This window comes from Streptomyces sp. NPDC001828, from assembly GCF_042892175.1.
Lineage (GTDB): Bacteria > Actinomycetota > Actinomycetes > Streptomycetales > Streptomycetaceae > Streptomyces.
This window is the reverse complement of sequence record NZ_JBIATV010000011.1, coordinates 221,471-247,677: the sequence shown is the minus strand read 5'-3', so window position 1 is coordinate 247,677 and position 26,207 is coordinate 221,471. Positions and strand designations below refer to the sequence as shown.

The window sequence follows — 26,207 nt, the reverse complement described above, 5'->3', positions numbered from 1 at the left end:
ACCCGGGACCGGTCAGCCGCCCGAGCGCCGGCCGGTCCCGATGCTGAGCAGGACCCGCTGCAACTCCCGTGCGGCGCGCGGCGGGTCCACGTCGCTGCGGTGGGCCAGGGCGATGGTGCGGCGCAGACCGGGGCGGGCCAGCGGGGTCACCCGCAGGTCCTTGGCCCGCGCCGCCACCATGCTCGGCACCACCGCCACCCCGAGCCCGGCCCGCACGAAGCCGAGCACCGCGTCCATCTCGCCGCCCTCCACCGTGAACGCGGGCTCGAAGCCCTCGGCGCGGCAGGCGGCCACCGTCAGCTCCCGCAGGTCGTAGCCGTGCCGGAACATCACGAGCGGCGCCTCGCGCAGATCGGCGACGCGCACCGACGAGCCCGAGCCGGGCGCCGGCTCGGCCGCCGAGGAGACCACCACCAGGTCCTCCTGGAGCAGCTCGATCGTGGTGAGGGCGGGCGAGGCGGCCGGCAGCGGCAGCACGATGAGCGCCAAGTCCAGTGCCCCGCGCGCCAGTTCGCGCACCAGATCGTGCGAGCCGCCCTCCTCGATGAGGAGCTGGATGCCGGGGTGGCGGTCGTGGAAGGCGCGCAGCACATCCGGAAGCAGCCCCGTGCACAGACTCGGCGTCGCGCCGAGCCGCACCCGCCCGCGCCGGAGCTGGGCCAGCTCCTGCACCTCGATGCGGGCGGTGTCCGCGTCGGCCAGGATGCGCCGGGCCAGCGGCAGCAGCGCCTCGCCCGCGTCGGTGAGCGCGATGTTGCCCCGGGCGCGGCTGAACAGTTCGGCGCCCAGCTCGTTCTCCAGCGCCTTGATCTGCTGGGAGAGCGAGGGCTGCGAGACGTGCACGCGCTCGGCGGCCCGGGTGAAGTGCCGGGTCTCGGCGACCGCCACGAAGTAGAGGAGCTGCTGGAACTGCATGACCCTACGATAGGTCATACCTATGGAGATGAGCCGAACCATGTCTTGGACCTCTTGGGTCGTTAGCCTCTAGCGTCCATGACATGGCTCTGGCAACGCGCACCGACAAGCGGACGGACAAACGCCCGTCCCTGCCGCGCACACTCTGGGACTCGACCGTCGGCAAGAAGACGGTCATGGCCGTGAGCGGTCTGATCATGCTGTCCTACCTGGTCGTGCACATGATGGGCAACCTGAAGATCTTCTTCGGAGCCGGCCAGTTCGACTCGTACGCGCACTGGCTGCGCACCATCGGCGAGCCCTTCCTGCACTACGAGTGGGCGCTGTGGCTCATCCGCGTGGTCCTCGTGGCCGCCGTGGTGGGCCACGCCGTCTCCGCGTACCAGCTCAGCCGCCGCGACATCAGGGCGCGGCCCCAGGGATACGTCCACAAGCGGGCCCGTGCCAGCTATGCGACCCGCACCATGCGCTGGGGCGGCATCGTCCTCGCGCTGTTCATCGTCTGGCACATCCTGGACCTGACGACCGGCACCGTGCACTCCGGCTTCCGGCCGGGCCACCCCTACCAGAACGTCGTGGACACCTTCTCCACCTGGTACGGGAACACGATCTACATCGTGGCGATGGCCGCGCTCGCCCTGCACGTCCAGCACGGCTTCTGGAGCGCCGCCCAGACGCTCGGCGTCGGCAACGCCACCCGGGACCGGGTCCTGAAGACCCTCGCCAACGTCCTCGCCGTGCTGCTCTTCGCCGGATTCGTCTCCGTACCCGTCGCCGTCATGACCGGAGTGGTGAGCTGACATGACCTCGTACACCGACTACACGCTGGGAGAGCCGGTCGTCGACGGCCGTGCTCCTCGGGGGCCGATCGCCGAACGCTGGGACACCCGCCGCTTCGAGGCCAAGCTGGTCAACCCGGCCAACCGCCGCAAGCACACCGTCATCGTGGTCGGCACGGGCCTGGCGGGCGGCTCGGCCGGGGCCACGCTCGCCGAACAGGGCTACCACGTCGTCCAGTTCTGCTTCCAGGACTCCCCGCGCCGCGCCCACTCCATCGCCGCCCAGGGCGGCATCAACGCGGCGAAGAACTACCGCAACGACGGCGACTCCATCCACCGGCTGTTCTACGACACCGTCAAGGGCGGCGACTTCCGCGCCCGGGAGTCCAACGTCCACCGCCTCGCGCAGATCTCCGTCGAGATCATCGACCAGTGCGTGGCCCAGGGCGTGCCCTTCGCCCGCGAGTACGGCGGACTGCTCGACACCCGCTCCTTCGGCGGCGTCCAGGTCTCGCGCACCTTCTACGCCAGGGGCCAGACCGGACAGCAGCTCCTGCTCGGCGCCTACCAGGCGCTCTCGCGCCAAATCGCCGCGGGGAACGTCGAGTTGCACGCCCGCACCGAGATGCTCGACCTGATCGTGGCGGACGGCAAGGCCCGCGGCATCGTGGCCCGCGACCTCGTCACCGGAAAGATCGACACGTACTTCGCGGACGCCGTGGTCCTGGCGAGCGGGGGCTACGGGAACGTCTTCTACCTGTCCACCAACGCCATGAACTCCAACGCGACCGCGATCTGGCGGGCCCACCGGCGGGGCGCGCACTTCGCCAACCCCTGCTTCACGCAGATCCACCCGACCTGCATCCCGCGCACCGGCGAGCACCAGTCCAAGCTCACCCTGATGAGCGAGTCGCTGCGCAACGACGGCCGCATCTGGGTGCCCAAGGCCAAGGGCGACACCCGCCCGGCGGCCGAGATCCCCGAGGACGAGCGCGACTACTACCTGGAGCGCGTCTACCCCGCCTTCGGCAACCTCGTGCCGCGCGACATCGCCTCGCGCGCCGCCAAGAACGTCTGCGACGAGGGGCGCGGGGTCGGCCCCGGCGGCCAGGGCGTCTACCTCGACTTCGCCGACGCGATCGGACGGCTGGGCCGGGCGGCCGTCGAGGCCAAGTACGGCAACCTCTTCGACATGTACGCGCGGATCACCGCCGAGGACCCGTACGCGACGCCGATGCGGATCTATCCCGCCGTGCACTACACGATGGGCGGACTCTGGGTCGACTACGACCTCCAGACCACCGTGCCGGGCCTGTTCGCGATCGGCGAGGCCAACTTCTCCGACCACGGCGCCAACCGCCTCGGGGCCTCCGCACTGATGCAGGGCCTCGCCGACGGCTACTTCGTACTGCCCGCCACCATCAACGACTACCTCGCGCGCAACCCGCACCAGGAGCGGGTCACCGCCGCACACCCGGAGGTCGCCGAGGCGGTCGCCGAGACCGAGGACCGGCTCAACCTGCTCCTGGCCGTGGACGGCGACCGCACCCCCGACTCCTTCCACCGCGAGCTCGGCGAACTCATGTGGGAGTACTGCGGCATGGCCCGGACCGAGTCGGGCCTGCGCAAGGCGCTCGACCGGATCCCGCAGATCCGCGAGGAGTTCTGGCGCCGGATCAAGGTGCCGGGCAGCGGCGAGGAGTTCAACCAATCCCTGGAGAAGGCCAACCGCGTCGTCGACTACCTGGAGCTCGCCGAGCTCATGTGCCTCGACGCGCTGCACCGGGCCGAGTCCTGCGGCGGCCACTTCCGGGAGGAGTCCCAGACCCCCGAGGGTGAGGCCGAACGCCGTGACGAGGAGTTCTCGTACGCGGCCGCCTGGCAGTTCACCGGCACCGGCACCGCGCCCGTCCTGCACAAGGAAGACCTCGTCTTCGAGTACGTCCACCCCACTCAGCGGAGCTACGCATGAAGCTCACCCTGCGCGTCTGGCGCCAGAAGAACGCCAACTCGCCCGGCGCCATGGCCACTTACGACGTCGACGGCATCTCGACGGACATGTCCTTCCTCGAAATGCTGGACACCCTCAACGAGGAGCTCATCCTCAAGGGCGAAGAGCCGGTCGCCTTCGACCACGACTGCCGCGAGGGGATCTGCGGGGCCTGCTCGCTCGTCATCAACGGCGATGCCCACGGCCCCGAGCGCACCACCACGTGCCAGCTTCACATGCGGTCGTTCAGCGACGGTGACACCATCGACGTCGAGCCGTGGCGCGCCTCGGCGTTCCCGGTGGTCAAGGATCTGGTGGTGGACCGCTCGTCCTTCGACCGGATCATCCAGGCCGGCGGCTACGTCAGCGTGCCGACCGGCGCGGCCCCCGAGGCGCACGCCACCCCTGTGCCCAAGCCCGACGCCGACTTCGCCTTCGAGCACGCCGAGTGCATCGGCTGCGGCGCCTGCGTGGCGGCCTGCCCCAACGGCTCGGCGATGCTGTTCACCTCGGCGAAGGTCAACCATCTGAACGTGCTGCCGCAGGGCGCGCCCGAGCGCGAGACCCGGGTCCTCGACATGGTCGGGCAGATGGACGACGAGGGCTTCGGCGGCTGCACCCTCACGGGGGAGTGCGCGACGGCCTGCCCCAAGGGCATCCCGCTGCCGTCGATCGCGGCCATGAACAAGGAGTGGCTGCGGGCGACGAGGAAGGCGCGGAAGGTGGGCCGCTGACGCGGAAGGACGCGCCCCCGGATGTCCTCCGGGGACGCGCCCATGCTCTCAACTCACCTGTCTGAGCGTCGCGTTGGCTAGGCGACCGACAGGTCGTCGCCGTACACCGCGCCCTGGCCGTACCAGCCGTGCAGGTAGACGGTGACGGTGCCAGAGGCGCCGGTCGTGAACGGCACGGACAGCTTGGACCAGCCGGTCGAGCTGGTCCATGCGCTGGCGGTGGCGCCGCCCCGGACTCCGAGGTAGGCGTAGCTGCCCTGCACCCAACCGCTCAGCGTGTACTTGGTGTTGGGGGCCAGGGTGAGGGTCTGCGCGCACTCCCCGGTGGCGGCGGAGGTGGGCGCGGTCTTCAGGGCGTGCGAGCCGCCGTGAACCGGGCTCGCCACCACGGCGGCACCGCTGTCACAGGTCCACGGCGTGAGCGAGCCGCTCTCGAAGCCGCCGTTCACGAGCGCGCCGGTGTTGCCGCCGGGGCCCGAGACGGTGAGCGTGAACGTCGTCGAGTGGGTGAGCGTGCCGGCCGTGCCCGTGACGGTGATCGGGTACGTTCCGGGCGCGGCCGAGGCGGCCGCGGCGACCGTCAGCTGGGCCGAGGCGCCGGCGGTGACGGAGCCCGGGCTGAGCGTCGCGGTCACCCCTGCGGGGGCGCCGGTGGCGGTGAGCGCGAGGGACTTGGCGGTGCCGGAGGTCACGGCCGTACTCACGGTGGCGGTGGTGGAGCCGCCGGGCGCGACGGAGGCCGAGCCGGGGGCGACGGCCACCGAGAAGTCGTCCTGGACCGGCCCGCCGCCCCCGGTGAAGGGCTCGAAGGTGTGGCTGAAGTACCACGGGTCCTGTGCGATGCCGGAGCAGGTGTCCGACCCGCCGGTGCCCGGGCAGCCGCCGTTGTCACGCTGGAGGGCCCAGAAGGAGAGGGTGTTGATGCCCTTGGCGGTGGCCCAGTTGTAGACGGCGGTCGCATCCGCCGTGGTGAACGTCTCGGCCGGCCCGTAGTCGTCGATGCCCGGCATCTCGGTCACGCCGACCATGCCCCACAGCTGGGTGGACGACTTGCCCGGGTAGAGCGAGGCCAGCTGGTTGTACAGGCCGGTGGCGGCGGTCTGGGTGTCGTTCGCCATGTTGTGCGTGGCGCCGTCGTAGTAGTCGAAGGTCATGATGTTCACGACGTCGACCTTCGCGCCGTACTTGACCGCGCTGTTGAGCACCGCGAGCCCGCTGTCCGCGAGACCGCCCGTGGTGGTGGGCAGGGTGTAGGAGATCTGCACGGAACGCCCGTTGGCGGCCGCCCAGTCCTGCACCTTCTTGATCGCCTGGTTGCGGCGGTCTATGCCGGCCTTGTTGGTGAGGGAGTTGTCCTCGATGTCCATGTCGAGCCGCGACAGGTCGTAGGTGGTGATGACCTTCTCGTACGCGGCCGCGATCGAGTCCACGTTGGTGCAGCTGTCGGCGATCTCGGTGCCGCCGTTGTCGGCCGCGTACCCGCCGAAGGACGGTATGACGTCGCCGCCGCGCGAGCGGATGGTGGAGATGTCCGCGCCGAACACGGAGGACGAGATCGGCTGGCTGGTCGAGCCGTTCCAGTAGGGGGTGCAGGACCCCTTGGCCTCGGTCTGGACGAACGCCATCGTCAGGTACTTGGCACCCGACTTCTGCGCCAGATCGGCAGGGCTGTCGGAGGAGTACGCCTCGAAGTACGGCGCGAAGACATGGGCGGGCAGCGGGGTCGCGGCGTGCGCGGCGCCCCCGGCCCCGACGACGAGGCCGGCGGACGCGGCGACGGTACTGAGCGTGGCGAACAGGGCGCGGACGGATCTCGGACGTCTCATCGGGGCTCTCCGACGGGGGTGAGAGAAGGGTGCGGACGCCCCATGATTGGTCTGGACCAACGACCGGTCAAGGGTCTAGGCCAATTCATTCCGCGCGCTTTGCCATGCCACCCAACTGACCTGCGGGGCAAGGGAGTCGGCGTGCGCGTGCCAGGGTGCCCCGCTCCGATGACACCCGCTTCAGCAGAGCGGCGCTCCGTCCCGGCTACCGGGGATCGCCGGCCAGTGCCCTCGCCAGGTACGGCGCCGTGCGGCTCGCGCGCGATGCGGCGACTTCGGACGGGGGGCCCGCTGCCACGACGCGGCCGCCCTCGTCGCCGCCGCCCGGGCCGAGGTCGAGTACCCAGTCCGCGCCCGCGACCACGCTCATGTCGTGCTCGACGACGACCACCGAGTGGCCCGCGTCGACCAGGCCGTGCAGCTGGCGCAGCAGGATCTCCACATCGGCCGGGTGCAGTCCCGTCGTCGGCTCGTCCAGGACGTACAGGGTGTGTTCGCGGCGCAGTCGCTGCAACTCCGTTGCCAGCTTGATGCGTTGGGCCTCGCCGCCCGACAGCTCGGTGGCGGGCTGGCCCAGACGCAGGTAGCCGAGGCCGACGTCGAGCAGGGCGCCCAGGCTGCGGGCGGCCGAGGGGGTGTCCGCGAAGGCCTCGGCCGCCGCCTCCACCGTGAGGTCGAGCACCTCGGCGATGTTGCGGCCCCGGTGGGTCACTTCTAGCGTCTCGGCGTTGTAGCGGGCGCCGTGGCAGTCCGGACAGGGCGCGTAGGTGCTCGGCAGGAAGAGCAGCTCGACCGAGACGAACCCCTCGCCCTGGCAGGTCTCGCACCGGCCGCCCGTCACGTTGAAGGAGAACCGGCCGGCCTTGTAGCCCCGCGCCTTCGCCTCGGCGGTCTCCGTGAACAGCTTGCGCACGACGTCGAAGAGGCCGGTATAGGTGGCCAGATTGGAGCGCGGGGTCCGCCCGATCGGTTTCTGATCCACCCTCACCAGGCGTCCCACACCCGGGAGTTGTTCGTCGATCGCGTCCACGAGGGTGGACTTGCCGGAGCCGGAGACGCCGGTCACCGCAGTGAACACGCCGAGCGGGAACACCGCGTCCACGCCGCGCAGGTTGTGCCGGGTCACCCCCGTCAGCTCCAGGCGGCCGGAGGGTTCGCGGACCGTGCGGCGTGGCGCGGGGGAGCGGTCGAACAGGAAGCGCCGGGTCGCCGACTCCTCGACGCCGGCGAGCCCGTCGGGCGGGCCGCTGTGGAGCACCCGGCCGCCGTGCTCGCCGGCCAGCGGGCCCACGTCCACCAGCCAGTCCGCGTGCCGCATCACATCCAGATGGTGCTCGACCACGAACACCGAGTTGCCGGCCGCCTTGAGCCGGTCCAGGACCGTGAGCAGCGCCTCGGTGTCGGCCGGGTGCAGCCCCGCCGACGGCTCGTCCAGGACGTACACCACGCCGAAGAGCCCGGAACGCAGCTGGGTGGCGAGGCGCAGGCGCTGCAACTCGCCCGCCGAGAGGGTCGGCGCGGTCCGGTCCAGGCTCAGATAGCCGAGGCCCAGTTCGACGACCGGGCCGATGCGGGAGAGCAGATCGCCGGTGAGGACGTCCGCGGTCGCACCGCCGCCCGCCCCGGCGAGCAGGGCGGCGAGGGCGGTGAGCGGAAGGGAGACGAGCTCGGCGATGGTACGGCCCGCGAACGTCACGGCGAGCGCCTCGGGACGCAGTCGGCGGCCCCCGCAGACCGGGCAGTCGGCTGCGGTGAGGAACCGCTCGGCCTTCGCCCGCAGCGGCTGGCTCTTGCTCTCCGCGAACGTCTTCAGCACATAGCGCCGGGCGCTGAAGTACGTTCCCTGGTAAGGGCGTTGGATCCGCCCCGCGTCCCGCACCGGGTGCACGGTCACCACCGGCTGCTCGTCGGTGAACAGGATCCAGTCCCGGTCCTTCTGGTCGAGTTCGCGCCAGGGCCGGTCCACGTCGTACCCGAGCGCGTCGAGCACATCGCGCAGGTTCTTGCCCTGCCAGGCGCCCGGCCACGCGGCGATCGCGCCCTCGCGGATCGACAGGGCCGGGTCGGGCACCAGCAGCTCTTCGTTGGTGCGGTGGACACGGCCGAGCCCCTGGCACTCGGGGCAGGCGCCGACGGCCGTGTTGGGCGAGAAGGCGTCCGAGTCCATGCGCTCGGCGCCCGCCGGATAGTCCCCGGCCCGCGAGAACAGCATCCGCAGCGAGTTGGAGAGCGTGGTCACCGTGCCGACCGACGAGCGTGAGGAGGGCGCCGAGCGGCGCTGTTCGAGCGAGACGGCCGGCGGCAGCCCAGAGATCTCCCCGACCGCCGGTGCCCCCACCTGGTGGATCAGCCGGCGCGCGTACGGCGCCACCGACTCGAAGTAGCGGCGCTGCGCCTCCGCGTAGATCGTGCCGAACGCGAGCGAGGACTTCCCCGACCCGGACACGCCGGTGAACACGGCGAGACAGTCACGCGGAACGTCGACGTCCACCCCGCGCAGATTGTGCTCACGGGCACCGCGGACACGGACGTACGGATCAGAGGGGCTTTGCATACCGGAATCCTACGGCCGGGTGCCCGTCCCGCGATCTTCAGGCCGTTCGCGCCCTTCAGGCCGTACGCGACCTTCAGGCCGGGCGGGTGTCGCCCAGGTCCGCGAGGCGGGCCAGCCGGCGGTAGGAGCCGAGCAGCGCCTCGCGGTCGTACGTGCTCGTGGTGACGAGGTACTCATCGGCGCCGCTGTGTCCGATGACCTTCTCCAGGGCGTCGGCCACCTCCTCCCCGGTCCCGTACACCTGGCCGCGCAGCGCCTCCTCGAACAGGGACCGCTCCCGGTCGGTCATCGTCTGCGACTGGACGGCCTCGGCCGGGGACAGGGGCGGGAACTCGCCGCGCGTGCGCGAGTACGCCGTCGACCAGGCCTCCGGGAGCAGGATCCGGCGCGCCTCCTCGGTCGTGTCCGCGACGGCGACCGTGCCGGACACGACGACGTACGGGCGCTCGGACTGCGCGGAGGGGCGGAAGGAGGCGCGGTAGTCGTCGATGGCCCGCAGCATGGCGTCCTCGCCCCGCACGTTCGCGATGACGAGGGGAAGCCCCGCCTCGGCGGCGACCCGGGCGCCCTTGCCCGTGGCCAGGACGAAGGCGGGCACGGCCAGGCCCTCGGCCGGCCGGGCGTGGACCTGGGGGTGGGCCCGCTGGGTCGCGTCGAAGTAGCCGAGCAGTTCGGCCAGCTGGGCGCCGAAGTCGTCGGCGTCCTCCTTGCCGCGGCCGAGCGCCTTGCGTATCCCGTCCGTGAAGCCCACGGAACGGCCGAGCCCCATGTCGATCCGGCCCGGGAAGAGCGCTTCCAGAACCCCGAACTGCTCGGCCACGACGAGGGGTTGGTGGTTGGGCAGCATCACCCCTCCGGTCCCCACCCGGATCGTGGAGGTGGCCGAGGCGACGGCCGCGGCCAGGACGGCGGGCGCGGATCCGGCGACGCCGGGCACCGAATGGTGCTCGGAGACCCAGAAGCGGTGATAGCCGAGACGCTCGGCCTCGCGGGCCAGCGCCACGGTGTCCCGCAGCGCCTGCGGTCCGTCGTGCCCGGCACGGATGCGGGAGCGGTCGAGTACGGAGAAGCGGGTCGTCGCGATCACTGAGCTCACCTCCCGTTCAACGCCTGCGCCGCGCCAGGATTCCCGAGCGGCTCACGGCCTGCTCCCGCGCACCCGCGCTGCCCCACGCACGCTGCCCCACGCACCGCGTCTCGCGCACACCCGCACCGCCCCGCGCGAGCCGTCCCGCGCACCCCCACACGGCCCCGCGAGCCACGACCCCGCCCAGCCGGGACGACCCGCCGCAGCAGCGCGCCAGACCGGGCCCGCCAGACCGGGCCCGCCACACCGGCCCGGCGCCCGCGCTCTAGCCTGGGCGCGTGATCGACAAAACCCGGCCGTTCGCCGTATTCGACCTGGACGGCACCCTCGCCGACAGCTCGCACCGCCAGCGCTTCCTCGACCGCAAGCCGCGCGACTGGGACGCGTTCTTCGCCGCAGCCCCCGCCGACCCTCCGCTGGCAGAGGGCGTGGCGCTGTGCGCGGCGGCCGCCGAGGAGTGCGAGGTCGTCTACCTCACCGGGCGGCCCGAGCGCTGTCGCCGGGACACCGTGGCGTGGCTCGCCGAGCAGGGCCTGCCGGCCGGCACCGTACACATGCGGCGCAACGACGATCGGCGGCCCGCCCGCGTCACCAAGCTGGAGATCCTGCGCCGGCTGGCCCGCGGCCGCGAGATCCGGATGCTGGTCGACGACGACGAGCTGGTGTGCGACGCCGCCGAGCGGGCCGGATTCCGGGTCGTACGGGCACGCTGGACCGAGGCGGGTGCCGCGCTGAAGGACGCGCAGGAGCGCGAGGGCCGCACCTGAGGGACCCGAGGCGCGCACCCGCATCTGAGGAACGCACCGCAGGGCCGCACCTGAGGGGCCAGGCGCGTACCCGTACCCGAGGTGCGGAGCCGGACCCGAGGGCGGAGCCCGGGGCTCAGACCTCCGCGTCGTCGTCCAGACGGAAGCCCACCTTGAGCCCGACCTGGTAGTGCTCGACGACGCCGTTCTCGATGTGGCCGCGGACTTGCGTCACCTCGAACCAGTCCAGGTTGCGCAGGGTCTGCGCCGCACGGGCCACCCCGTTGCGGATGGCCTGGTCGACGCCCTCGTGGGAGGTGCCGACGATCTCGCTGACGCGGTACGTGTGGTTGGACATGGAGGTGCTCTCCTCTCGTCGCGTTACTCCACCGTGCCCCACCCCGCCGCAGTCCGCGAGACAGCGGCAGGCGCCCCGGCGGCAGCCGTCCGCCGATGGCCGGAAAAGTTCGGCACCCGCCGGGGCTTGACCGCCTCATTGGTCCATACCAAACTCACGAGCCACACCCGAACAAGCCATATCGTGCTTGCCCCCCATGTCGGGTCATGACTGCTTGCCCACACGCAGAAGGTGACCTTTCGTGAGGATCCATCGCGCTCTCGCCTGTTCCCTGGCGCTCGTTTCGGTCTGCGCCGCCGGCGGTTGCGGCGCGCTGCCCGGCTTCGGCGGTGACACCACCAAGGTGACCGTCTGGCTCATGCGCAACAGCGCGTCCGACGACTTCGTGCAGCGCTTCGAGCGCGACTTCGAGAAGCAGCACGAGAACGTGGAACTCGATGTCCGGATCCAGGAGTGGACCGGCATCGGCGAAAAGATCGACGCCGCCCTGAAGGGCGGCAACGCGCCGGACGTCATCGAGGTCGGCAACACCCAGGTCCCGCAGTACGCGGCCAGCGGCGGCCTGCTCGACATGACCCTGGAGTCGATCCGCGACTGGGGCAGCGACGCCTGGCTGCCCGGCCTCGCCCAGCCCGGCAACGTGGACGGCATGCAGTACGGCATCCCGTGGTACGCCGCCAACCGCGTCGTGATCTACAACAAGGACCTCTTCGCGTCCGCCGGGATCACCAAGCCGCCCAGGGACCGCGCGGAGTGGCTCGCCGACACGGCGAAGCTCAACTCCGGCGGAAACCAAGGGATTTACCTCGCGGGCCAGGACTGGTACACGTTGGCCGGATTCGTCTGGGACGAGGGCGGACAGCTCGCCCAGGAGGACACCGGCGACTGGAAGGGCGCCCTGGACAGCCCGGCCGCGCTGCGCGGCATGGAGTTCTACAAGCAGCTCCAGGCGCTCGGCAAGGGCCCCAGGAACGCCGACGAGGAGACCCCGCCGCAGGCCGGCGTCTTCGCCAAGGGCAAGGTCGCCCAGATGATCGCGGTGCCGGGCGCCGCCAAGGCCATCCAGAAGGCCAACCCGGCCCTCGCCGACAGACTCGGCTTCTTCCCGATCCCGGGGCCCACCGACGCCAAGCCGGGCGCGGTCTTCACCGGCGGTTCGGACCTGATCATCCCGCGCAAGACCGCGCACCGGGCCGAGGCCGTTCAGGTCGTCGCGGCGCTGACCGGCGAGAAGTGGCAGACCGACCTGGCCACGACGATGAACTACGTACCCAACAAGTCGAGCCTCGCCCCCGCCGTCGGCGGACAGGCGGGCACCGCCACCATGGCCAAGGGCGCGGCCCAGGGCCGGGCCACCCCCAACTCGCCGCAGTGGCCCGCCGTCGAGGCGGACAACCCCATCAAGCCGTACATGACGGCCGTCCTGAACGGGGCCGATCCGAAGAAGGCCGCGAAGTCCGCGTCCGACCGGATCACGACCCTGCTGTTCCCCTGAGCGTGTCCGCATCCGTCCCCCGGGATCCGTCGCCCTGAGCCCGCCCGGTCCGTTTCCGTGCGCGGGTTTCAGGTCCCGGGGCGGCCTTGGGGCGAGCCGGGATCGGGTCGGTGGAGGGCGGATGTCAGGATGGGGTCCATGCAGAACGTTTACTTCGACATCACCATTGACGGCGAGAACGCCGGCCGCATCGTCTTCCGGCTCTTCGACGACGTCGTCCCGGAGACGGCCCGCAACTTCCGCGAGCTGTCCACCGGCCAGAACGGCTACGGCTACGCCGGCTCCTCCTTCCACCGCGTCATCCCCGAGTTCATGCTCCAGGGCGGTGACTTCACGCACGGCAACGGCACGGGCGGCAAGAGCATCTTCGGCGCCACCTTCGCCGACGAGAACTTCTCGCTCAAGCACGACCGGCCGTTCCTGCTCTCGATGGCCAACCGCGGCCCCGGCACCAACGGCTCCCAGTTCTTCGTGACGACCGTCGTCACTCCCTGGCTGGACGGCAAGCACGTCGTCTTCGGCGAGGTCGTCGAGGGCGAGGACCTCGTGAAGAAGATCGAGGCGCTCGGCACCCGCAGCGGCGCCCCGCGCGCCACCGTCGTCATCAGCGAGAGCGGCGTCGTCGCCTGACGTCCCCGCCCGTGCGCGAACGGCGCCGTCCGACCGGATCCATTCCGGCCGGGCGGCGCCGTTTCGTGTGACCGGGTGGGGGCATTCGGTGGTGCGGCCGCGTTCGGTTGATCACTATGGGGATGTTGACGAACGCCGGTCAGGGGCACTCGGGCAGTGGACGGCCCAGTTCTCGTCCCCGTTCTCAGGTCCCAGGGAAAGGACGCACACCGTGGCACGACCGAGGATTCTCGTCGTAGGCGCCGGCTTCGCCGGAGTCGAATGCGTACGGCGCCTGGAACGCCGCCTCCAGCCGGGAGAAGCGGAGATCTCCCTGGTCACCCCGTTCTCCTACCAGCTGTACCTGCCCCTGCTGCCCCAGGTCGCCTCCGGGGTGCTCACACCGCAGTCGGTGGCCGTCTCCCTGCGGCGCAGCGCCAAGCACCGCACCCGGATCATCCCGGGCGGCGCCATCGGTGTGGACCCCAAGGCGAAGATCTGCGTCATTCGCAAGATCACCGGTGAGACACTCGATCAGCCGTACGACTACATCGTTCTGGCCCCGGGCAGCGTGACCCGCACCTTCGACATCCCGGGCCTCGTCGAACACGCCCGTGGCATGAAGACCCTGGCGGAGGCCGCGTACATCCGCGACCACGTCATTTCCCAGCTCGACCTGGCCGACGCGAGCGACGACGAGGACGAGCGGGCCTCCCGGCTGCGCTTCGTCGTGGTCGGCGGCGGCTACGCGGGCACCGAGACGGCCGCCTGCCTCCAGCGGATCACCACGAACGCGATCAAGCGGTACCCCCGTCTCGACCCGCGCCAGATCAAGTGGCACCTCATCGACATCGCGCCCAAGCTCATGCCCGAACTGGGCGACAAGCTCGGCAAGGCCGCCCTGCAGATCCTGCAGAAGCGCGGCATCGAGGTCTCGCTCGGCGTCTCGATCGCCGAGGCGGGGGCGGACAAGGTCACCTTCACCGACGGCCGCGTGCTGCCCTGCCGCACCCTCATCTGGACGGCGGGCGTCGCCGCCAGCCCGCTGGTGGGCACCCTCGACGCGGAGACCGAGCGCGGCCGGCTCCTGGTCACCCCCGAGATGACCGTGCCCGGCATGGACGGCGTGTTCGCGCTCGGCGACTGCGCCGCCGTGCCCGACCTCGCCAAGGGCGAGGGCGCCTTCTGCCCGCCCACCGCGCAGCACGCGATGCGCCAGGGCCCCAAGCTCGCCGACAACATCGTGGCCTCGCTGCGCAACCAGCCGCTTGCGCCCTACGTCCACAAGGACCTCGGCCTCGTCGTGGACCTCGGCGGCCGCGACGCCGTCTCCAAGCCGCTCGGCATCGAACTGCGCGGCCTGCCCGCCCAGGCGGTGGCCCGTGGCTACCACTGGTCGGCGCTTCGCACCAACGTCGCCAAGACCAGGGTCCTGACCAACTGGATGCTGAACGCGGTCGCGGGCGACGACTTCGTCCGCACCGGCTTCCAGGCGCAGAAGGCCGCCACCCTGAAGGACTTCGAGTACACCGACGCCTATCTGACCCCGGAGCAGGTCCGCGCGCACACGGCCTCATTGACCGTACGAGGCTGACGCCCGCCGCCTCACCGACCCTATGGGGCCGACGCGCGCGGCTCCCCGGACCTCGGCCCCTGGCGCCCCTCGCGCGCGAGGCGGCGGCCGGAGGCGGTGTACCACTGGAGCCCGATGACGGCCGCGAGGGCGATCTCCACCAGGTCGCCCCCGTAGTACATGAGCTCGGCGGCGGCCGAGAGGTCGCCCGCCGTGAAGGCGGTGCCGGGCGGCGGAGCCGCGTACAGGGTCCTGGCGAGGACGGCGTGCGCGGCGCCCGCGCCGACCAGCGCCGCCGACCTGAGGACCGTGCCGTGGCGGCGCGGCAGCGGGTCCAGCGAGCAGACGACGGCCGTGAACAGCAGGCCCGCCGCGAGCACGTGCACATGGACCAGGACCCCGAGCCAGGCCCGTTCGTGTGCGGCCGCGAACAGCGGGCCGCGGTACAGCAGCCAGAGCCCGCCCGCGTCGAGCAGCGCGGCCACCGGCGGGTTCGCGAGCGCCCCGAGCGGACGCGAGCGCAGCACGGCGAGGAGCGGGCGCCGCCCGCCCGGCGGCAGGGCGCGCAGCGCGAGCGTGACCGGACGGCCGAGGACGAGCAGCAGCGGGGCCGCCATGCCCGTGGCCAGGTGCTGGCCCATGTGGACCGTGAAGGCGCCACCGGGCGGCGTGACGAGGGCCGCCGCGACAAGCACCGCCGCCCCCGCCGAGAAGCTCAGGTCCCGCAGCGGCGGCCAGCGGTCCCCGCGACGCCGCAGCCGGGAGGCGGCCAGCAGATAGCCGGCCGCACCGCACACCGCCACCGCGGTCGCGAGCGCCGCGAGCCCGTCCGGCAGGCCGCCGGAGTCCTGATGGTGCATCAAGTAGCCTCCACAGAGCGGGTGTTGCTGTCACGCCCTGCCGCGCGGAGCAGGAGGACTCCGATGGCGATGAACACCACGGCCAGGACGTTCCACGTCAGGTCGTACGGCACGAGATCGACGTGGTACCTGATCTGGTGCAGCCCCATCAGCTTGTGCTGGACGGTGCCGTCGTACAGCTGGAACGCCCCGGTGCCGGTCAGGATGCCCCCGGCGAGGGCGCGTCCCGCGAGGCCCGACCGGTGGCGCAGGTCGGCGACCAGGCACAGGCCGATGACCACGGCGAACCAGCCGAACGAGTGGAAGAGGCCGTCGGAGACGAGGCCGACACCCGGAGTCGAGCGGTCGTAGAAGTGGTGCCAGTGCAACAGCTGGTGGAACACCGTCTCGTCGACGAAGGCGGCGATGCCGACCCCGATGAGCACGCCCGACCAGGCCGAACGGGCCCGCAGCGGACGGCCCCGCGATGGTTGCGGAGGGGGCTGGGAAGCGGAGGGAATCGGCATCGAAGGCACATCCTCGGTGGGAGTCTGCGGAAGATCGCCGGACGCGGAGCCGCACACCCCGACCGCTGCCCGCACCCGGCACGGGCAAGCGTTCGAATCAGGCCTTCCTGCCCCCTCGGCGGAATCCGGCCTCACTGCCGTACGCCGGTGTCCCTCGGTGCGGAAGCCGGGCGGCGCGGGGAAGATGGGGAATGCCATCGGCGTTTGCACAGGGGCCGGCCGAAGTGCGGCCGGCTCGCAGGTTCACGGACGAAGGGACTCCACCATGCCTCTCGACGGCGAGTACGAGCCGACCCCCACCCAGTGGGTGCGCGAACAGGTCGAACTCATCGAGCGATCCGGCGGAGCCAAGGGAATGTCGATGAACGGCATGCGGGTGGTCCTGCTGACGACGCGCGGCGCCAAGAGCGGCAAGCTGCGCAAGTCCCCGGTGATGCGGGTCGAGCACGGAGGCCAGTACGCGGTGGTCGCCTCGCTGGGCGGTGCGCCCAAGAACCCGCTCTGGTACCACAACATCGTCGCCGATCCCCGTGTCGAGCTCCAGGACGGCACCGAGCGACAGGACATGACGGCCCGTCAGGTGACGGGCGAGGAGAAGGCCGAGTGGTGGGAGCGGGCCGTCGCGGCTTTCCCCAACTACGCGGACTACCAGAAGAAGACGGACCGTGACATCCCCGTCTTCGTCCTGGAGGCCGTGCCCGGCGGCCACTGAGCCCGTCCGGGCGCGGGCCCTGCGGCCGTTCCTGCCGCAGGGCCCGCGCCCTCGCTTCAGCCGGCCGTCGCCAACGACAGCGCGAACCGTCCGGCGGCATCCGTCCACCAGTGCCCGAGCGCGAATCCGGCGGCGCTCAACTCGGCCCGTACGCCTTCCTCGCGGAACTTGGCCGAGATCTCGGTGCGCAGTTCCTCACCCGCCGTGAACGGGACCACCAGGTCGAGTTCGGGTATCTTCACCACCACGTCGCGGCGGGCCCGCAGCCGCATCTCGATCCACTCCTCCTCGCGGTTCCACAGCGCCACGTGGTCGAAGTCGTCGGGGTCGAAGTCCGCGTCCAGCTCCCGGTCGATGACGCTGAGCACGTTCTTGTTGAAGGCGGCGGTCACCCCGGTGGGGTCGTCGTAGGCGCGGACCAGGACGGACTCCTCCTTCACGAGGTCGGTCCCGATCAGCAGCGAATCCCCGGGGTCCATCAACTTCCTCACCGAGGTGAGGAATTCGGCACGTTCGGCGGGGAGCAGATTGCCGATGGTGCCGCCGAGGAACGCCACGAGCCGCGGCCCCGGGGCCTCGGGCAGTTCGAGGACCCGGGTGAAGTCCGCGATCAGGGCGTGCACCCGCAGGTCGGGACGCTCGGCCAGCAGCCCTTCGGCCGCCCCGGCCAGCGCGCTCTCGCTCACGTCGACCGGGATGTACGTCAGCGGCCCCGGCAGCGCGTCCAGGAGCAGCCGGGTCTTCTCCGAGGAGCCGGAGCCCAGCTCGACCAGCGTGCGCGCCCCGGTCGCGGCGGCGATGCCGGCGGCGCGGTCGGTGAGGATCTCCCGCTCGGCGCGGGTCGGGTAGTAGTCGGGAAGCCGGGTGATCTCCTCGAACAGCTCGCTGCCGCGCGCGTCGTAGAACCACTTCGGCGGAAGGGACTTGGGGGCCTGGGTCAGCCCGTGCAGCACATCGGCGCGCAGTGCGGCCCCGGTGGCGTCCTCGGGCAGGGTGCGGGTCAGCTGGAACGGGCGCACTACTGGGGCTCCTTGAGGGGGGTGAGCAGGACATCGGTGCGATTGGCGCTGAGCAGGGTGCGGTCGGGCACCTCGCGCCAGTACGGATCGTCGTCGTAGGGCTCGGAGGCGACGACGGTGGAGCGGCCGGGCGCGTGCAGGTACCAGAGGGTGTCGCCCCAGGCGGTCGCCGTGATCGTCTCGCCGTCGGTGAGCAGCAGGTTGAGACGCGAGCCGGGCGCCGCGGCGGCCAGTTCGACGACCGTGTCGGCCATCGCCTGGTCCGCCCCGTCACCGCTGTTCAGACGGTGCAGGACCAGCGCCCAGACGAGCGCCGAGTCGCAACGGGCCTCAAGGCGGAGCAGGGCCTCGGCGGGCAGCGCGGCGGCGAGCGTCGCCACACTGCCGGGCCAGCCCCGCAGAGCGCCGTTGTGGCTGAACAGCCGTCGCCCGGAGGCGAACGGCGCGGCCGCCGCCTCGCCGTCCGCGCCCGCCTCGGTGGCGTCCCGGACCGCCGCGAGCAGCGCCCCGGTGCGCACCACCCGGGCCAGGTCCGCGAAGTTCGGGTCGGCCCAGATCGGCCCGGCCCGCCGGTAGCGGGCCGGGGAGGGATCGCCGTCCGCGTACCAGCCGACGCCGAAACCGTCGGCGTTGACCGTGCCGTAGCGCTGGCGGCGCGGCGCCCAGGACTGCCGGTACAGGCCGTGCGGCGGCCGCACGAGCAGCGCGTCGAGCGCCAAGGGCGGCCCGGTGTAAGCGATGTGACGGCACATCAGGCCGCGTCCCTGGCGGTGCGGAAGCCCGCGAAGATCTGGCGGCGCACCGGCAGGTCCCAGTTGCGGAAGGTGCCACGGCAGGCCACCTCGTCCACGGAGAAGGCACCGCCGCGAAGCACCTTGTGCCCGGGTCCGAAGAAGACCTCCGAGTACTCGCGGTAGGGGAAGGCCGCGAACCCCGGGTAGGGCAGGAAGTCGCTCGACGTCCACTCCCAGACGTCACCCATCAACTGCCTTACACCCAAAGGTGATTGGCCCTCCGGGTAGGCGCCGGCCGGGGCGGGGCGCAGATGGTGCTGGCCGAGGTTGGCGTGCGCCGGGGTCGGGTCGGCGTCGCCCCAGGGATAGCGGCGCGAGCGGCCCGAGACCGGGTCGTGGCGGGCCGCCTTCTCCCACTCCGCCTCGGTCGGAAGGCGCCGCCCGGCCCAGCGGGCGTAGGCGTCGGCCTCGTACCAGCTGACGTGGAGGACCGGCTCGTCGTGCGGCACGGGCTCGGTCACCCCGAAGCGGCGGCGAAGCCACTGGCCGCCTTCCCGCCGCCAGAACAGCGGTGCGCTCAGGCCGTTCTCGCGGACCATCGCCCAGCCCGCCGGGTCCCACCAGCGCTCCTCGCCGTAGCCACCGTCCTCGATGAAGCGCTGGTAGGCGCCGCACGTCACCGGAGTCGTGTCGAGGTGGAAGGCGGACACCACGCGATGGTGGGCGGGGCGCTCGTTGTCGAGCGCCCACGGCTCGGTGGAGGTGCCCATCGTGAACGGGCCGCCGGGGACGAGGACTTCGGCGGGCAGGCCCTCGGTGGTGCCGGGCGGCGGCTCCGGCGCGGTGAGTGCGGCCGGGCCCGACCTGAGCTGATGGGTGATCAGCATGGTCTCGTCGTGCTGCTGCTCGTGCTGGGCGATCATGCCGAAGGCGAACGCGGCGTCGGTCAGCGGACCGCCGCGCAGCGGGGTGCGCTCCAGGACGTCCAAGGCCCGGCCCCGCACATCGGCGGCGTACCGGCGCGCCTCACCGGGAGCGAGCAGCGGCAGGGTGGGGCGGGCGGCGCGGGGATGCTCGAAGGCGTCATAGAGGGAGTCGATCTCGGGCCGGATCGCGTCCTGGCCCGCGACGGCACGCAGCAGCCACTGCTCCTCCTGGTTGCCGATGTGCGCGAGGTCCCAGACGAGCGGGGACATCAACGGCGAGTGCTGCGCGGTCAGTTCGCGGTCGTCGACGCTGGAGGTGAGCACGCCGGTGCGGGCGCGCGCAGCGGTGAGTGCTGTCAGGGCGCGGGCCCTGAGCAGCTCCGGGTCGGTCATGTGTGGAGGCCCTTCGACGGGACGGGCGATGGTGTGTCGTCGGCCGGACATCGGCCCCGTACGACATAGCGGTCGGTGAAGTCGGCCACCCGGTCCTGGACGTCCCGGGAGGCGCCGATCCGGGGGAGCGCGTCGAGCGCCGCCGCGAAGCAGGCCGAGGCCGCCTCACGCAGCTCGGGGTCGGCGAGCCCGTCGTGAGCCGCCGCGCGCCAGAGCGGGTTGCGCGGCGCCGCGTGTGAACCAGCGCGCTCCGCAAGCGGTTTGACGGTCCGGTAGGCGATCTCGGCAGCCTCGGGGTCGTCGAACAGGGCGGTGGTCACGGCGAGCGGTACGGTCCATCCGTCGTCGCCGGGCTGGGCGTCGATCATGCGCAGTTCCAGATGGCCGCGCGGCCGCACCGGCGGGAACAGGGTGGTCAGGTGGTAGTCCAGGTCGGTGCGGGTGGGCGGCCGCGGCGCCTTGGTGCGCAGCCACTGCCGGAAGGTGAGGCCCGGCGGCGCCGACCAGGGCCCGTGCTCGGTCCGTACGCACATGACCGGGGCGTCCAGGACGTGCGCCGCCCAGGACGTGCGCGGCGGGGCGTCGAGCGGCGGGGCGAGCGCGCACACCGGGTCGATGTCGCTCCAGTTGGCCTGCCGGACCGAGCGCCAGCCGGTCGAACGCCCTTGTTGGAACGGTGAGTTGGCGAACGCGGCGACCAGAACGGCCCCCAGGAGATGGGCCATCAGCCAGCGCCGCCCGAAGCCGAGCGGGCCGGGCTCCTCGTACCCGGCGTCGAGACACACCTGCACGGACGCCGAGGAGCACATCATGGCCCGGCCCGCCGGTCCCGTACGGTCGAAGCGGGCCTCCATGGCGTCGTACCGGGCCTCGCGGAGCATGCGGCGCGGAGGATGCCAGGGTTCCTGACCGAGACCGACGAGGGCGAGGCCGCGCTCCTTGAGCGCGCCGCGGACCGCCATCAGGTCGGCGGAAACGGTGGAGATGCACTCCATGAGCGATGCGGCGGGCAGCGAGCTGAGCTCAAGCTGGCCGCCGGGTTCGACGGTGAGCGGTGTGCGCACCGGCAGAGCGCGCAAGGCCGCGTAGGCGGACCGGAGACGGTCGTGCGGCACGGGGAGCCGGGGGTGGTGCAGATCGTGGACGAGCCATTCCAGCTCCACGCCGACGGTGCGTGGCGGACCCGTCTTGAAGCAGATACATCGCAGGAGGTCCTCGGCCTCTGCTTCGGTCAACTCACGTGCGGTCATGGGAGGATGCCCGCCTTTCCGGGGCTCGGATACACATGGCGTCACACCTAAGCCTTCGCCGCCGCCGCGCACAAGAGCGCCTCCCCGGGCGGTTATTCGATTGCGACAATCTTTCGCACACGTTCACGATGCCGTTCATGAGTGTACGATTGCGCGGGATTGCCCGCCACACGGTGGAGATCACCGACATCGGCCGTTACGTGACCGGGGACGGCCGTACGGTCTCGATCGCCGAGCCGGTGGCGGCCGCTCTCGCCGGGACCACCCTGCACGGCCCGGACCCCGTTCCGGTCACCCCCGACCGCGACCGCGCGACCCGTATCCAGGTCACCCCGGAGAGCAGCCTGGACGCGGTCCGGCGGATGGTGCACGCGGACCGGACGGCCAGGGTCGCGGTCCTCACCTTCGCCTCCGCGCGCAACCCCGGGGGCGGTTTCCTCAACGGAGCCCAGGCCCAGGAGGAAGCCCTGTGCCGCTCCTCGGCCCTGTACGCCACGCTGCTGCGCGTCCCGGACTTCTACGCGCACCACCGCGCGGACCGGGACGTGTTCTACACCGACCGCGTCATCCACTCGCCCGGCGTCCCGGTGTTCCGCGACGACCGCGGCCGGTTCCTGGAAGCGCCCTGTCAGGTGGGCTTCCTGACCTCGCCGGCGCCGAACGCGGGAGTGATCAGGTCCCGTACGCCCGAAGCGGCACCCCGCATCGGGCCCGCCCTCGACGCGCGGGCCGAACGGGTGCTGGAGACGGCGGCCCTGCACGGCTACCGGCGTCTGGTGCTCGGCGCGTGGGGCTGCGGAGTGTTCCGGAACGACCCGGCGCGGGTGGCCGAGGCCTTTCACACCCACCTGGCGGGGGAGGGCAGGTTCGCGGCCCATTTCGACGAGGTCGTCTTCGCGGTCCTCGACCGCAGCCGCGAACGGGCCACGTTGCGTGCGTTCGAACGCGCCTGGACATAGCGGTGCGCGCCGCGCCCGTGCCTCCGGGCCGATGCCTCAACCCGGAGCGATGGCTGCGGGCGGGGGCATCGGTCCGTAACGAGGCCGTCTAGCGCCAGCCGTACCGCTCCCGCAGCCGCTCCGCGACCAGGGCGAAGCGGGGCAGGTCCAGGGCGCAGGCCTCGCGGCGCATGCCCTGCTCGTGCAGCCGCAGCACCCGGTCGAGGTCGACCCAGGACTCACGGCCCTCCCGGTCCCACGGGCCGACGCCGATCGGCACCCATTCGCGGTCGTGGTCGTGCCGCTTGCTGGACAGCTGTACGGCGAGCAGTGTGCCGGCCGCCTCGCGGGCCACCACGAGCACCGGCCGGTCCTTGCCCCGTCCGTCGTTCTCCTCGAACGGCACCCAGGTCCACACGATCTCGCCGGGATCGGGATCGCCGTCACGGTCCGGGGCGTAGTCCATGCGCACGGCCGCCACGTCGTGGGGATCGGCCTGGGTGGTGGCGGTCGGGCCGCTCTGGCCGGGCAGCGCCGGGCGGTCGGTCTGATCGTCGAGATATGCGGTCATCCGGACACCGTAGGGCCTGTACGGCCCAATGCGCGGAGCGGGTGGGCCGGTCGGGCCGCAGGCTCGGACGCATGCCCCTTCGCTCCGGCGCGCGAACGCGCCTCGCCGCCCTGTGCGCCACCGCCGCGACCCTGACCGCCCTCCTCCACGCCCCGGCACGCGCCGCCGAACCACTCCCGCCGCCCCCGCCGCGTACCGTCTCCGGCTGGCTCCCGTACTGGGACCAGGAGGGCGCCTACGCCGATGTGCTGCGGCACGCCGCCCAGCTGCACACCGTCAGCCCGTTCTGGTACCAGGCGAAGGCGGCCGACCGGATCGACGGCCACCCGGGCGCGGGCGAGGCGCGCATCATCGACGGCCTGCACCAGGCGGGCATCAAGGTCGTGCCGACGGTCATGGAGACCCTGAAGGCGGGTGAGCTCGCGGACATCCTCACGGACCCGGCCACCCGGACCACCCACGTCGAGACGCTGCTGGCCGTGGTGCGCGGCCGGGCGTACGACGGGATCGACATCGACTACGAGTCGATCGCCCCCACCGGCGACGCCGATCACCTCGCGGTGCGCGCCGCCTACGCGGCCTTCGCGGCGGAACTGTGCGGGCGGCTGCACGCGCTGGCCAAGCAGTGTGTGCTCACGGTGTCCCCGCAGACCGCGAACACCGGACGGATCTGGGACTACGCGGCGCTGGGCCGGGTCGCCGACCGGGTCCGCATCATGGGGTACGACCTGCACTGGCAGGGCGGCGACGCGGGCCCGCTGGCCAGCCCCCAGTGGTACGAGGACATCCTGCGCCGGGCCACCGCGCTGATCCCCGCCGACCGCCTGGAGATGGGCGTGCCCGCGTACGGGTGGGACTGGGTGGAGGGCGGGAAGACCCGTCACGTGACGTGGAAGGAGGCCGAGGCGCTGCGCGCGGCGAAGGGCGCGCCGTACCGCCTCGACCCCGATTCCGGCACGCCCCACTTCACCTACGAGGAGGACGGCGCCGTCCGGGAGGTCTGGTACCAGGACGCGGCGGGCATCACCGCGGACCTGCCGGTGCTGAGCCGCTACGGCATCCACCACACCGCCCTCTGGGCCCTCAACTTCGAGGACCCGGGGGTGTGGCCGGTCCTGGGACGGGTTTGAACATGGCCGGAGTCCTCGGAGCGGGTCCGAGCATGGCCGGAGTCCTAGGGCGGGTCCGCACATGGCGGGAGTTCTTGGGCAGGTCGGAACATGGCCGGATCGCGCCGGAGCCGGAACACCCGGCCTCCAGACGGGGAATGCCCACTTGACCGGGGGCGCGGTGCGCCGCCACGAAGCCGGGCTGCCCGATGGGCCGCTCCCCGCTGCCCTCGCGTACCTGGCTCGTCGGTCAAACCCCCTGTATCGAGGATGAGTTGGAGTTTTCCCCATGGGAAAGAGAGCCCCGCCATGCCCGACCGAGACGACGCCAGAGCGAACGCCGCCAACTCCGCGCACGCCGCCAAGAAAGAAGGATCCGCGACCGCCCGCAAGTCCGGGGCGGGGGCTGGGACGCCGTCCTCCGCCCTCCTCGCCCTGCAGAGCTCCGCCGGAAACGCGGCCGTCGTGCAGATGCTCCGCAACGCCGGCCATCCCTGGGCGCAGGAGCGGCACCAGCATGGCGCGGGCTGCGGTCATCAGCAGGCGGAACAGCCCGAGGTGCAGCGGTCGGCCGTGCACGACGTACTGCGTTCGGGCGGCCGGCCGATGGATGACGCGACGCGTACGGACATGGAGTCGCGGCTCGGTGCGGACTTCTCGGACGTACGGATCCACAACGACAGCGCGGCGAAGGCCTCGGCGGCGGAGGTCGGCGCCCGGGCGTACACCTCGGGCAGTCATGTCGTCATCGGTGACGGCGGCGGCGACCAGCACACCCTGGCCCATGAGTTGACCCATGTCATCCAGCAGCGCCAGGGCCCGGTAGCGGGTACCGACAACGGCTCGGGCCTCAAGGTCTCCGACCCCTCCGACCGCTTCGAACGCGAAGCCGAGGCCAACGCGGCCCGGGCCATGTCCGGCCCGGCGGTGCGGCGCACCCAGGAGCAGTCGCACGAAGCCGCCGCCGCGTCACCGGCCGAGCAGAACGCGGTGCAGCGCGCTCCCGGCACCGAGAGCGCCGCCACGGCGGCGTCGATCGCCGAGGGCCAGGTGGACGAGGTCGGGCCGGGCGGCACGATCACCTACCCCAGCGTGACCAGCTGTCTCACCATCACGGTGTTGCTGCGGGACGGCGGCAAGGTCGGCGGCCACGCCAGCCTGTTCCGGGCGGAGGGCGGAATGTACTCGGACCAGATCCTCGGCGCCATCAAGTCGCGCGTGGGCAAGCGCAGGGTGGAGTCCGTGACGGTCAGGGGAGCGGTGTCCTCCTGGAACCCCCAGTACCTGGTGAAGGCCATCGAGCGCTCGGAAACACCGCCCCCGCAGACCGACGACCCGGCCGGCGTCGGGGACGTCGTGGCAACCGCCCTGGGCCGCCAGCGCAACAAGGTCTCCGTACACGAGGCCCCGGACGGCACGCTGACGGCGTGAGGTCGGGGGAGGGTGCGATCCGCGTCGGCATGTGCGGAGCCGCACGAGGAGATGGGGGTGGCCAGGACTGCCGGCGTGCGAAGAGGACCGCACCTGGAACACGCCCGTCGGGGCCGATCAGCATCTGGGCCTCGACGGTGAACCCCGCATCGCGCAGCCAGGCCGCCACTTGGTCAGGCTGGCGGTGGTGCACGTGGACGTTCATCGGGTGGCCGCCGTGGCCGTGAGTCCTCGGCGACGCCCTGGGGCGGCAGCCCCGCCTCACCCCGCCGGCAGCGGCTCGCCCGTTTCCAGGAGGGTCTTCAGGCTGGACAGGATCGGGGGCCAGCCCTGGCTGCACATGCCGTGCAGGATGCCCTCGGGGTCGAAGTCCTGGGTCACCGTCAGCTTGACCTGGCTGCCCCGGGGTTCCAGGTCGAACGTCACCGTCGAGCGGCGCTCCACCGCGAGCTCGGCCCGCACGTCTTCCGCGACGCCCATCGCCCGCGCCCACTGCTCGGTGAACGTGTGCCAGGTGTAGGCGAGTTGGCGGTACGGGTCGTGGACGAGGACCACCTGCTCGGGGTCGCTCATCGTGGCGCCGCCCTCCTTCCAGACGAGCGGGGAGCCCTTGGTCCAGTCGCTCTCGAAGGTCACGCCCCAGTACCGCTCCGTGAAGGCGGGCTCGGTGAGGGCCTGCCACAGGCGCTCGGGGGTGGTGGCGATGTAGGTCGTGTACACGAACGTCTTGCTGTCCATCGGGGTCTGCTCCAATGCTCTCTTCAGGTCCGCGAGGGCCTCGACCCGGCCGCGGTCGAAGCGGCTGATCCACCGCTCGGTGATGGCGTTGATCGGGACGGCGTTGAGGTAGTGCAGCTTTTCCCGCCCGCGCCGCACCGTGGTGACAAGACCGGCGTCCTCCAGGACGGCGAGGTGTTTGCTCACCGACTGGCGGGCCATGTCGAGCCCCGCGCACAGCTCCCGCAGGGTCTGCCCGTCGTGGTCCCGCAGCCGGTCGAGCAGCCGCCGTCGGCTCGGGTCCGCCAGGGCTCTGAACACCGCGTCCATCTGCCGTTACCCCCAGTCATGCAGCCGTCCGGCTACCTCTCCATG

The 26,207-nt window shown here is 71.9% G+C and carries 23 protein-coding genes and 1 pseudogene; 11 read left to right on the top strand and 13 right to left on the bottom strand.

Translation table 11 applies throughout. The annotated features are described in order from the left end of the window. Positions 1 to 12 precede the first annotated feature (12 nt). The gene (locus tag ACFYZA_RS28450) at positions 13 to 915 is read right to left on the bottom strand and encodes a LysR family transcriptional regulator (protein WP_388493451.1); all 903 of its coding nucleotides are present in this window, start codon (positions 913 to 915) and stop codon (positions 13 to 15) included. An 83-nt stretch (positions 916 to 998) separates the two neighbouring features. Between ACFYZA_RS28450 and ACFYZA_RS28445 the strand changes: the two genes are divergently transcribed. The 3 genes from ACFYZA_RS28445 to ACFYZA_RS28435 are packed head-to-tail and all read left to right on the top strand — an operon-like array spanning position 999 to position 4,418. Next, complete coding sequence (locus ACFYZA_RS28445; RefSeq protein ID WP_382586360.1) at positions 999 to 1,715, top strand: succinate dehydrogenase; 717 nt, start codon at positions 999 to 1,001, stop codon at positions 1,713 to 1,715. Between the two features lies 1 nt (position 1,716). Beyond that, a complete protein-coding gene (locus ACFYZA_RS28440) occupies positions 1,717 to 3,666 on the top strand; it encodes a fumarate reductase/succinate dehydrogenase flavoprotein subunit (protein WP_388493450.1) in 1,950 nt (649 codons plus the stop codon). Beyond that, positions 3,663 to 4,418 carry a succinate dehydrogenase/fumarate reductase iron-sulfur subunit gene (locus tag ACFYZA_RS28435; protein ID WP_382586366.1) on the top strand — a complete coding sequence of 252 codons (756 nt, stop codon included), beginning with the start codon at positions 3,663 to 3,665 and terminating at the stop codon, positions 4,416 to 4,418. Before ACFYZA_RS28440 ends, ACFYZA_RS28435 begins: the two co-directional genes overlap by 4 nt. A 77-nt stretch (positions 4,419 to 4,495) precedes the next feature. Here the strand turns inward: ACFYZA_RS28435 and ACFYZA_RS28430 are convergent, their stop codons facing one another. The 3 genes from ACFYZA_RS28430 to ACFYZA_RS28420 form a co-directional block, all read right to left on the bottom strand. After that, on the bottom strand, positions 4,496 to 6,244 hold the full coding sequence (locus ACFYZA_RS28430; RefSeq protein WP_382586368.1) for a glycosyl hydrolase family 18 protein: 1,749 nt from the start codon (positions 6,242 to 6,244) through the stop codon (positions 4,496 to 4,498). A gap of 205 nt (positions 6,245 to 6,449) precedes the next feature. Further along, the gene (locus ACFYZA_RS28425; RefSeq protein ID WP_388493447.1) at positions 6,450 to 8,798 is read right to left on the bottom strand and encodes an ATP-binding cassette domain-containing protein; all 2,349 of its coding nucleotides are present in this window, start codon (positions 8,796 to 8,798) and stop codon (positions 6,450 to 6,452) included. Positions 8,799 to 8,871: 73 nt separating this feature from the next. Further along, positions 8,872 to 9,894 carry an LLM class flavin-dependent oxidoreductase gene (locus ACFYZA_RS28420; protein WP_388493446.1) on the bottom strand — a complete coding sequence of 341 codons (1,023 nt, stop codon included), beginning with the start codon at positions 9,892 to 9,894 and terminating at the stop codon, positions 8,872 to 8,874. 269 nt (positions 9,895 to 10,163) lie between these two features. On the opposite strand from ACFYZA_RS28420, the gene ACFYZA_RS28415 reads away from it, so the two are divergent. Beyond that, positions 10,164 to 10,652, top strand: coding sequence for a hypothetical protein (locus ACFYZA_RS28415; RefSeq protein WP_363026665.1), 489 nt, complete (start codon positions 10,164 to 10,166; stop codon positions 10,650 to 10,652). A 115-nt stretch (positions 10,653 to 10,767) separates the two neighbouring features. Here ACFYZA_RS28415 and ACFYZA_RS28410 read toward each other — a convergent pair whose 3' ends face one another. After that, positions 10,768 to 10,989, bottom strand: a complete 222-nt coding sequence (locus ACFYZA_RS28410; RefSeq protein WP_161252389.1) for a dodecin — start codon at positions 10,987 to 10,989, stop codon at positions 10,768 to 10,770. A 241-nt stretch (positions 10,990 to 11,230) separates the two neighbouring features. Between ACFYZA_RS28410 and ACFYZA_RS28405 the strand changes: the two genes are divergently transcribed. From ACFYZA_RS28405 to ACFYZA_RS28395, 3 genes are all read left to right on the top strand, one after another. Continuing rightward, positions 11,231 to 12,484 (top strand): extracellular solute-binding protein, encoded by a 1,254-nt coding sequence (locus ACFYZA_RS28405; RefSeq protein ID WP_388493443.1) that lies wholly within the window; start codon positions 11,231 to 11,233, stop codon positions 12,482 to 12,484. Between the two features lie 138 nt (positions 12,485 to 12,622). Beyond that, positions 12,623 to 13,114 (top strand): peptidylprolyl isomerase, encoded by a 492-nt coding sequence (locus ACFYZA_RS28400; protein ID WP_382586382.1) that lies wholly within the window; start codon positions 12,623 to 12,625, stop codon positions 13,112 to 13,114. A 211-nt stretch (positions 13,115 to 13,325) separates the two neighbouring features. After that, positions 13,326 to 14,687, top strand: a complete 1,362-nt coding sequence (locus ACFYZA_RS28395) for an NAD(P)/FAD-dependent oxidoreductase (protein ID WP_382586385.1) — start codon at positions 13,326 to 13,328, stop codon at positions 14,685 to 14,687. A gap of 20 nt (positions 14,688 to 14,707) precedes the next feature. On the opposite strand, the gene ACFYZA_RS28390 is transcribed toward ACFYZA_RS28395, so the two are convergent. Together ACFYZA_RS28390 and ACFYZA_RS28385 are read right to left on the bottom strand one after the other, a co-directional pair. Further along, positions 14,708 to 15,526, bottom strand: coding sequence for a cytochrome c oxidase assembly protein (locus ACFYZA_RS28390; protein ID WP_388493442.1), 819 nt, complete (start codon positions 15,524 to 15,526; stop codon positions 14,708 to 14,710). Beyond that, positions 15,526 to 16,032, bottom strand: coding sequence for a DUF2243 domain-containing protein (locus tag ACFYZA_RS28385; protein WP_388493441.1), 507 nt, complete (start codon positions 16,030 to 16,032; stop codon positions 15,526 to 15,528). Before ACFYZA_RS28385 ends, ACFYZA_RS28390 begins: the two co-directional genes overlap by 1 nt. Positions 16,033 to 16,297: 265 nt before the next feature. Between ACFYZA_RS28385 and ACFYZA_RS28380 the strand changes: the two genes are divergently transcribed. Beyond that, entirely contained in the window at positions 16,298 to 16,744 is a 447-nt protein-coding gene (locus tag ACFYZA_RS28380; protein ID WP_382586393.1) for a nitroreductase family deazaflavin-dependent oxidoreductase, read from the top strand. Positions 16,745 to 16,800: 56 nt separating this feature from the next. Here ACFYZA_RS28380 and egtD read toward each other — a convergent pair whose 3' ends face one another. The 4 genes from egtD to egtA are packed head-to-tail and all read right to left on the bottom strand — an operon-like array spanning position 16,801 to position 21,066. Continuing rightward, a complete protein-coding gene (gene egtD, locus ACFYZA_RS28375; RefSeq protein WP_382586396.1) occupies positions 16,801 to 17,763 on the bottom strand; it encodes an L-histidine N(alpha)-methyltransferase in 963 nt (320 codons plus the stop codon). Then, the gene (gene egtC / locus ACFYZA_RS28370) at positions 17,763 to 18,515 is read right to left on the bottom strand and encodes an ergothioneine biosynthesis protein EgtC (protein WP_382586399.1); all 753 of its coding nucleotides are present in this window, start codon (positions 18,513 to 18,515) and stop codon (positions 17,763 to 17,765) included. Before egtC ends, egtD begins: the two co-directional genes overlap by 1 nt. Then, positions 18,515 to 19,816 carry an ergothioneine biosynthesis protein EgtB gene (gene egtB, locus ACFYZA_RS28365; RefSeq protein WP_388493438.1) on the bottom strand — a complete coding sequence of 434 codons (1,302 nt, stop codon included), beginning with the start codon at positions 19,814 to 19,816 and terminating at the stop codon, positions 18,515 to 18,517. Before egtB ends, egtC begins: the two co-directional genes overlap by 1 nt. Next, on the bottom strand, positions 19,813 to 21,066 hold the full coding sequence (gene egtA / locus ACFYZA_RS28360) for an ergothioneine biosynthesis glutamate--cysteine ligase EgtA (RefSeq protein WP_388493437.1): 1,254 nt from the start codon (positions 21,064 to 21,066) through the stop codon (positions 19,813 to 19,815). Before egtA ends, egtB begins: the two co-directional genes overlap by 4 nt. A gap of 137 nt (positions 21,067 to 21,203) precedes the next feature. On the opposite strand from egtA, the gene ACFYZA_RS28355 reads away from it, so the two are divergent. After that, positions 21,204 to 22,025, top strand: coding sequence for a TIGR02452 family protein (locus ACFYZA_RS28355; RefSeq protein WP_388493435.1), 822 nt, complete (start codon positions 21,204 to 21,206; stop codon positions 22,023 to 22,025). Between the two features lie 88 nt (positions 22,026 to 22,113). Here the strand turns inward: ACFYZA_RS28355 and ACFYZA_RS28350 are convergent, their stop codons facing one another. Next, positions 22,114 to 22,575 carry a type II toxin-antitoxin system PemK/MazF family toxin gene (locus tag ACFYZA_RS28350; RefSeq protein WP_382586410.1) on the bottom strand — a complete coding sequence of 154 codons (462 nt, stop codon included), beginning with the start codon at positions 22,573 to 22,575 and terminating at the stop codon, positions 22,114 to 22,116. 71 nt (positions 22,576 to 22,646) lie between these two features. Between ACFYZA_RS28350 and ACFYZA_RS28345 the strand changes: the two genes are divergently transcribed. Both ACFYZA_RS28345 and ACFYZA_RS28340 read left to right on the top strand, forming a co-directional pair. Continuing rightward, positions 22,647 to 23,705: a glycosyl hydrolase family 18 protein gene (locus ACFYZA_RS28345; protein ID WP_388493433.1), complete on the top strand. Its 1,059-nt coding sequence runs from the start codon at positions 22,647 to 22,649 to the stop codon at positions 23,703 to 23,705. A 288-nt stretch (positions 23,706 to 23,993) separates the two neighbouring features. After that, positions 23,994 to 24,707: pseudogene (locus tag ACFYZA_RS28340) on the top strand (DUF4157 domain-containing protein); the annotation flags it as partial. A gap of 669 nt (positions 24,708 to 25,376) precedes the next feature. Here ACFYZA_RS28340 and ACFYZA_RS28335 read toward each other — a convergent pair. Continuing rightward, the gene (locus tag ACFYZA_RS28335) at positions 25,377 to 26,162 is read right to left on the bottom strand and encodes an ArsR/SmtB family transcription factor (protein ID WP_388493431.1); all 786 of its coding nucleotides are present in this window, start codon (positions 26,160 to 26,162) and stop codon (positions 25,377 to 25,379) included. Between the last annotated feature and the right edge of the window lie 45 nt (positions 26,163 to 26,207).

What these genes read in the sequence shown, in the direction of transcription:
- ACFYZA_RS28450 (WP_388493451.1), bottom strand. Translation starts at nt 915, where the DNA reads ATGCAGTTCCAGCAGCTCCTCTACTTCGTGGCGGTCGCCGAGACCCGG.
- ACFYZA_RS28445 (WP_382586360.1), top strand. Translation starts at nt 999, where the DNA reads ATGGCTCTGGCAACGCGCACCGACAAGCGGACGGACAAACGCCCGTCC.
- ACFYZA_RS28440 (WP_388493450.1), top strand. Translation starts at nt 1,717, where the DNA reads ATGACCTCGTACACCGACTACACGCTGGGAGAGCCGGTCGTCGACGGC.
- ACFYZA_RS28435 (WP_382586366.1), top strand. Translation starts at nt 3,663, where the DNA reads ATGAAGCTCACCCTGCGCGTCTGGCGCCAGAAGAACGCCAACTCGCCC.
- ACFYZA_RS28430 (WP_382586368.1), bottom strand. Translation starts at nt 6,244, where the DNA reads ATGAGACGTCCGAGATCCGTCCGCGCCCTGTTCGCCACGCTCAGTACC.
- ACFYZA_RS28425 (WP_388493447.1), bottom strand. Translation starts at nt 8,798, where the DNA reads ATGCAAAGCCCCTCTGATCCGTACGTCCGTGTCCGCGGTGCCCGTGAG.
- ACFYZA_RS28410 (WP_161252389.1), bottom strand. Translation starts at nt 10,989, where the DNA reads ATGTCCAACCACACGTACCGCGTCAGCGAGATCGTCGGCACCTCCCAC.
- ACFYZA_RS28400 (WP_382586382.1), top strand. Translation starts at nt 12,623, where the DNA reads ATGCAGAACGTTTACTTCGACATCACCATTGACGGCGAGAACGCCGGC.
- ACFYZA_RS28390 (WP_388493442.1), bottom strand. Translation starts at nt 15,526, where the DNA reads ATGCACCATCAGGACTCCGGCGGCCTGCCGGACGGGCTCGCGGCGCTC.
- ACFYZA_RS28385 (WP_388493441.1), bottom strand. Translation starts at nt 16,032, where the DNA reads ATGCCGATTCCCTCCGCTTCCCAGCCCCCTCCGCAACCATCGCGGGGC.
- ACFYZA_RS28380 (WP_382586393.1), top strand. Translation starts at nt 16,298, where the DNA reads ATGCCTCTCGACGGCGAGTACGAGCCGACCCCCACCCAGTGGGTGCGC.
- egtC (WP_382586399.1), bottom strand. Translation starts at nt 18,515, where the DNA reads ATGTGCCGTCACATCGCTTACACCGGGCCGCCCTTGGCGCTCGACGCG.
- egtB (WP_388493438.1), bottom strand. Translation starts at nt 19,816, where the DNA reads ATGACCGACCCGGAGCTGCTCAGGGCCCGCGCCCTGACAGCACTCACC.
- egtA (WP_388493437.1), bottom strand. Translation starts at nt 21,066, where the DNA reads ATGACCGCACGTGAGTTGACCGAAGCAGAGGCCGAGGACCTCCTGCGA.
- ACFYZA_RS28355 (WP_388493435.1), top strand. Translation starts at nt 21,204, where the DNA reads ATGAGTGTACGATTGCGCGGGATTGCCCGCCACACGGTGGAGATCACC.
- ACFYZA_RS28350 (WP_382586410.1), bottom strand. Translation starts at nt 22,575, where the DNA reads ATGACCGCATATCTCGACGATCAGACCGACCGCCCGGCGCTGCCCGGC.
- ACFYZA_RS28345 (WP_388493433.1), top strand. Translation starts at nt 22,647, where the DNA reads ATGCCCCTTCGCTCCGGCGCGCGAACGCGCCTCGCCGCCCTGTGCGCC.
- ACFYZA_RS28335 (WP_388493431.1), bottom strand. Translation starts at nt 26,162, where the DNA reads ATGGACGCGGTGTTCAGAGCCCTGGCGGACCCGAGCCGACGGCGGCTG.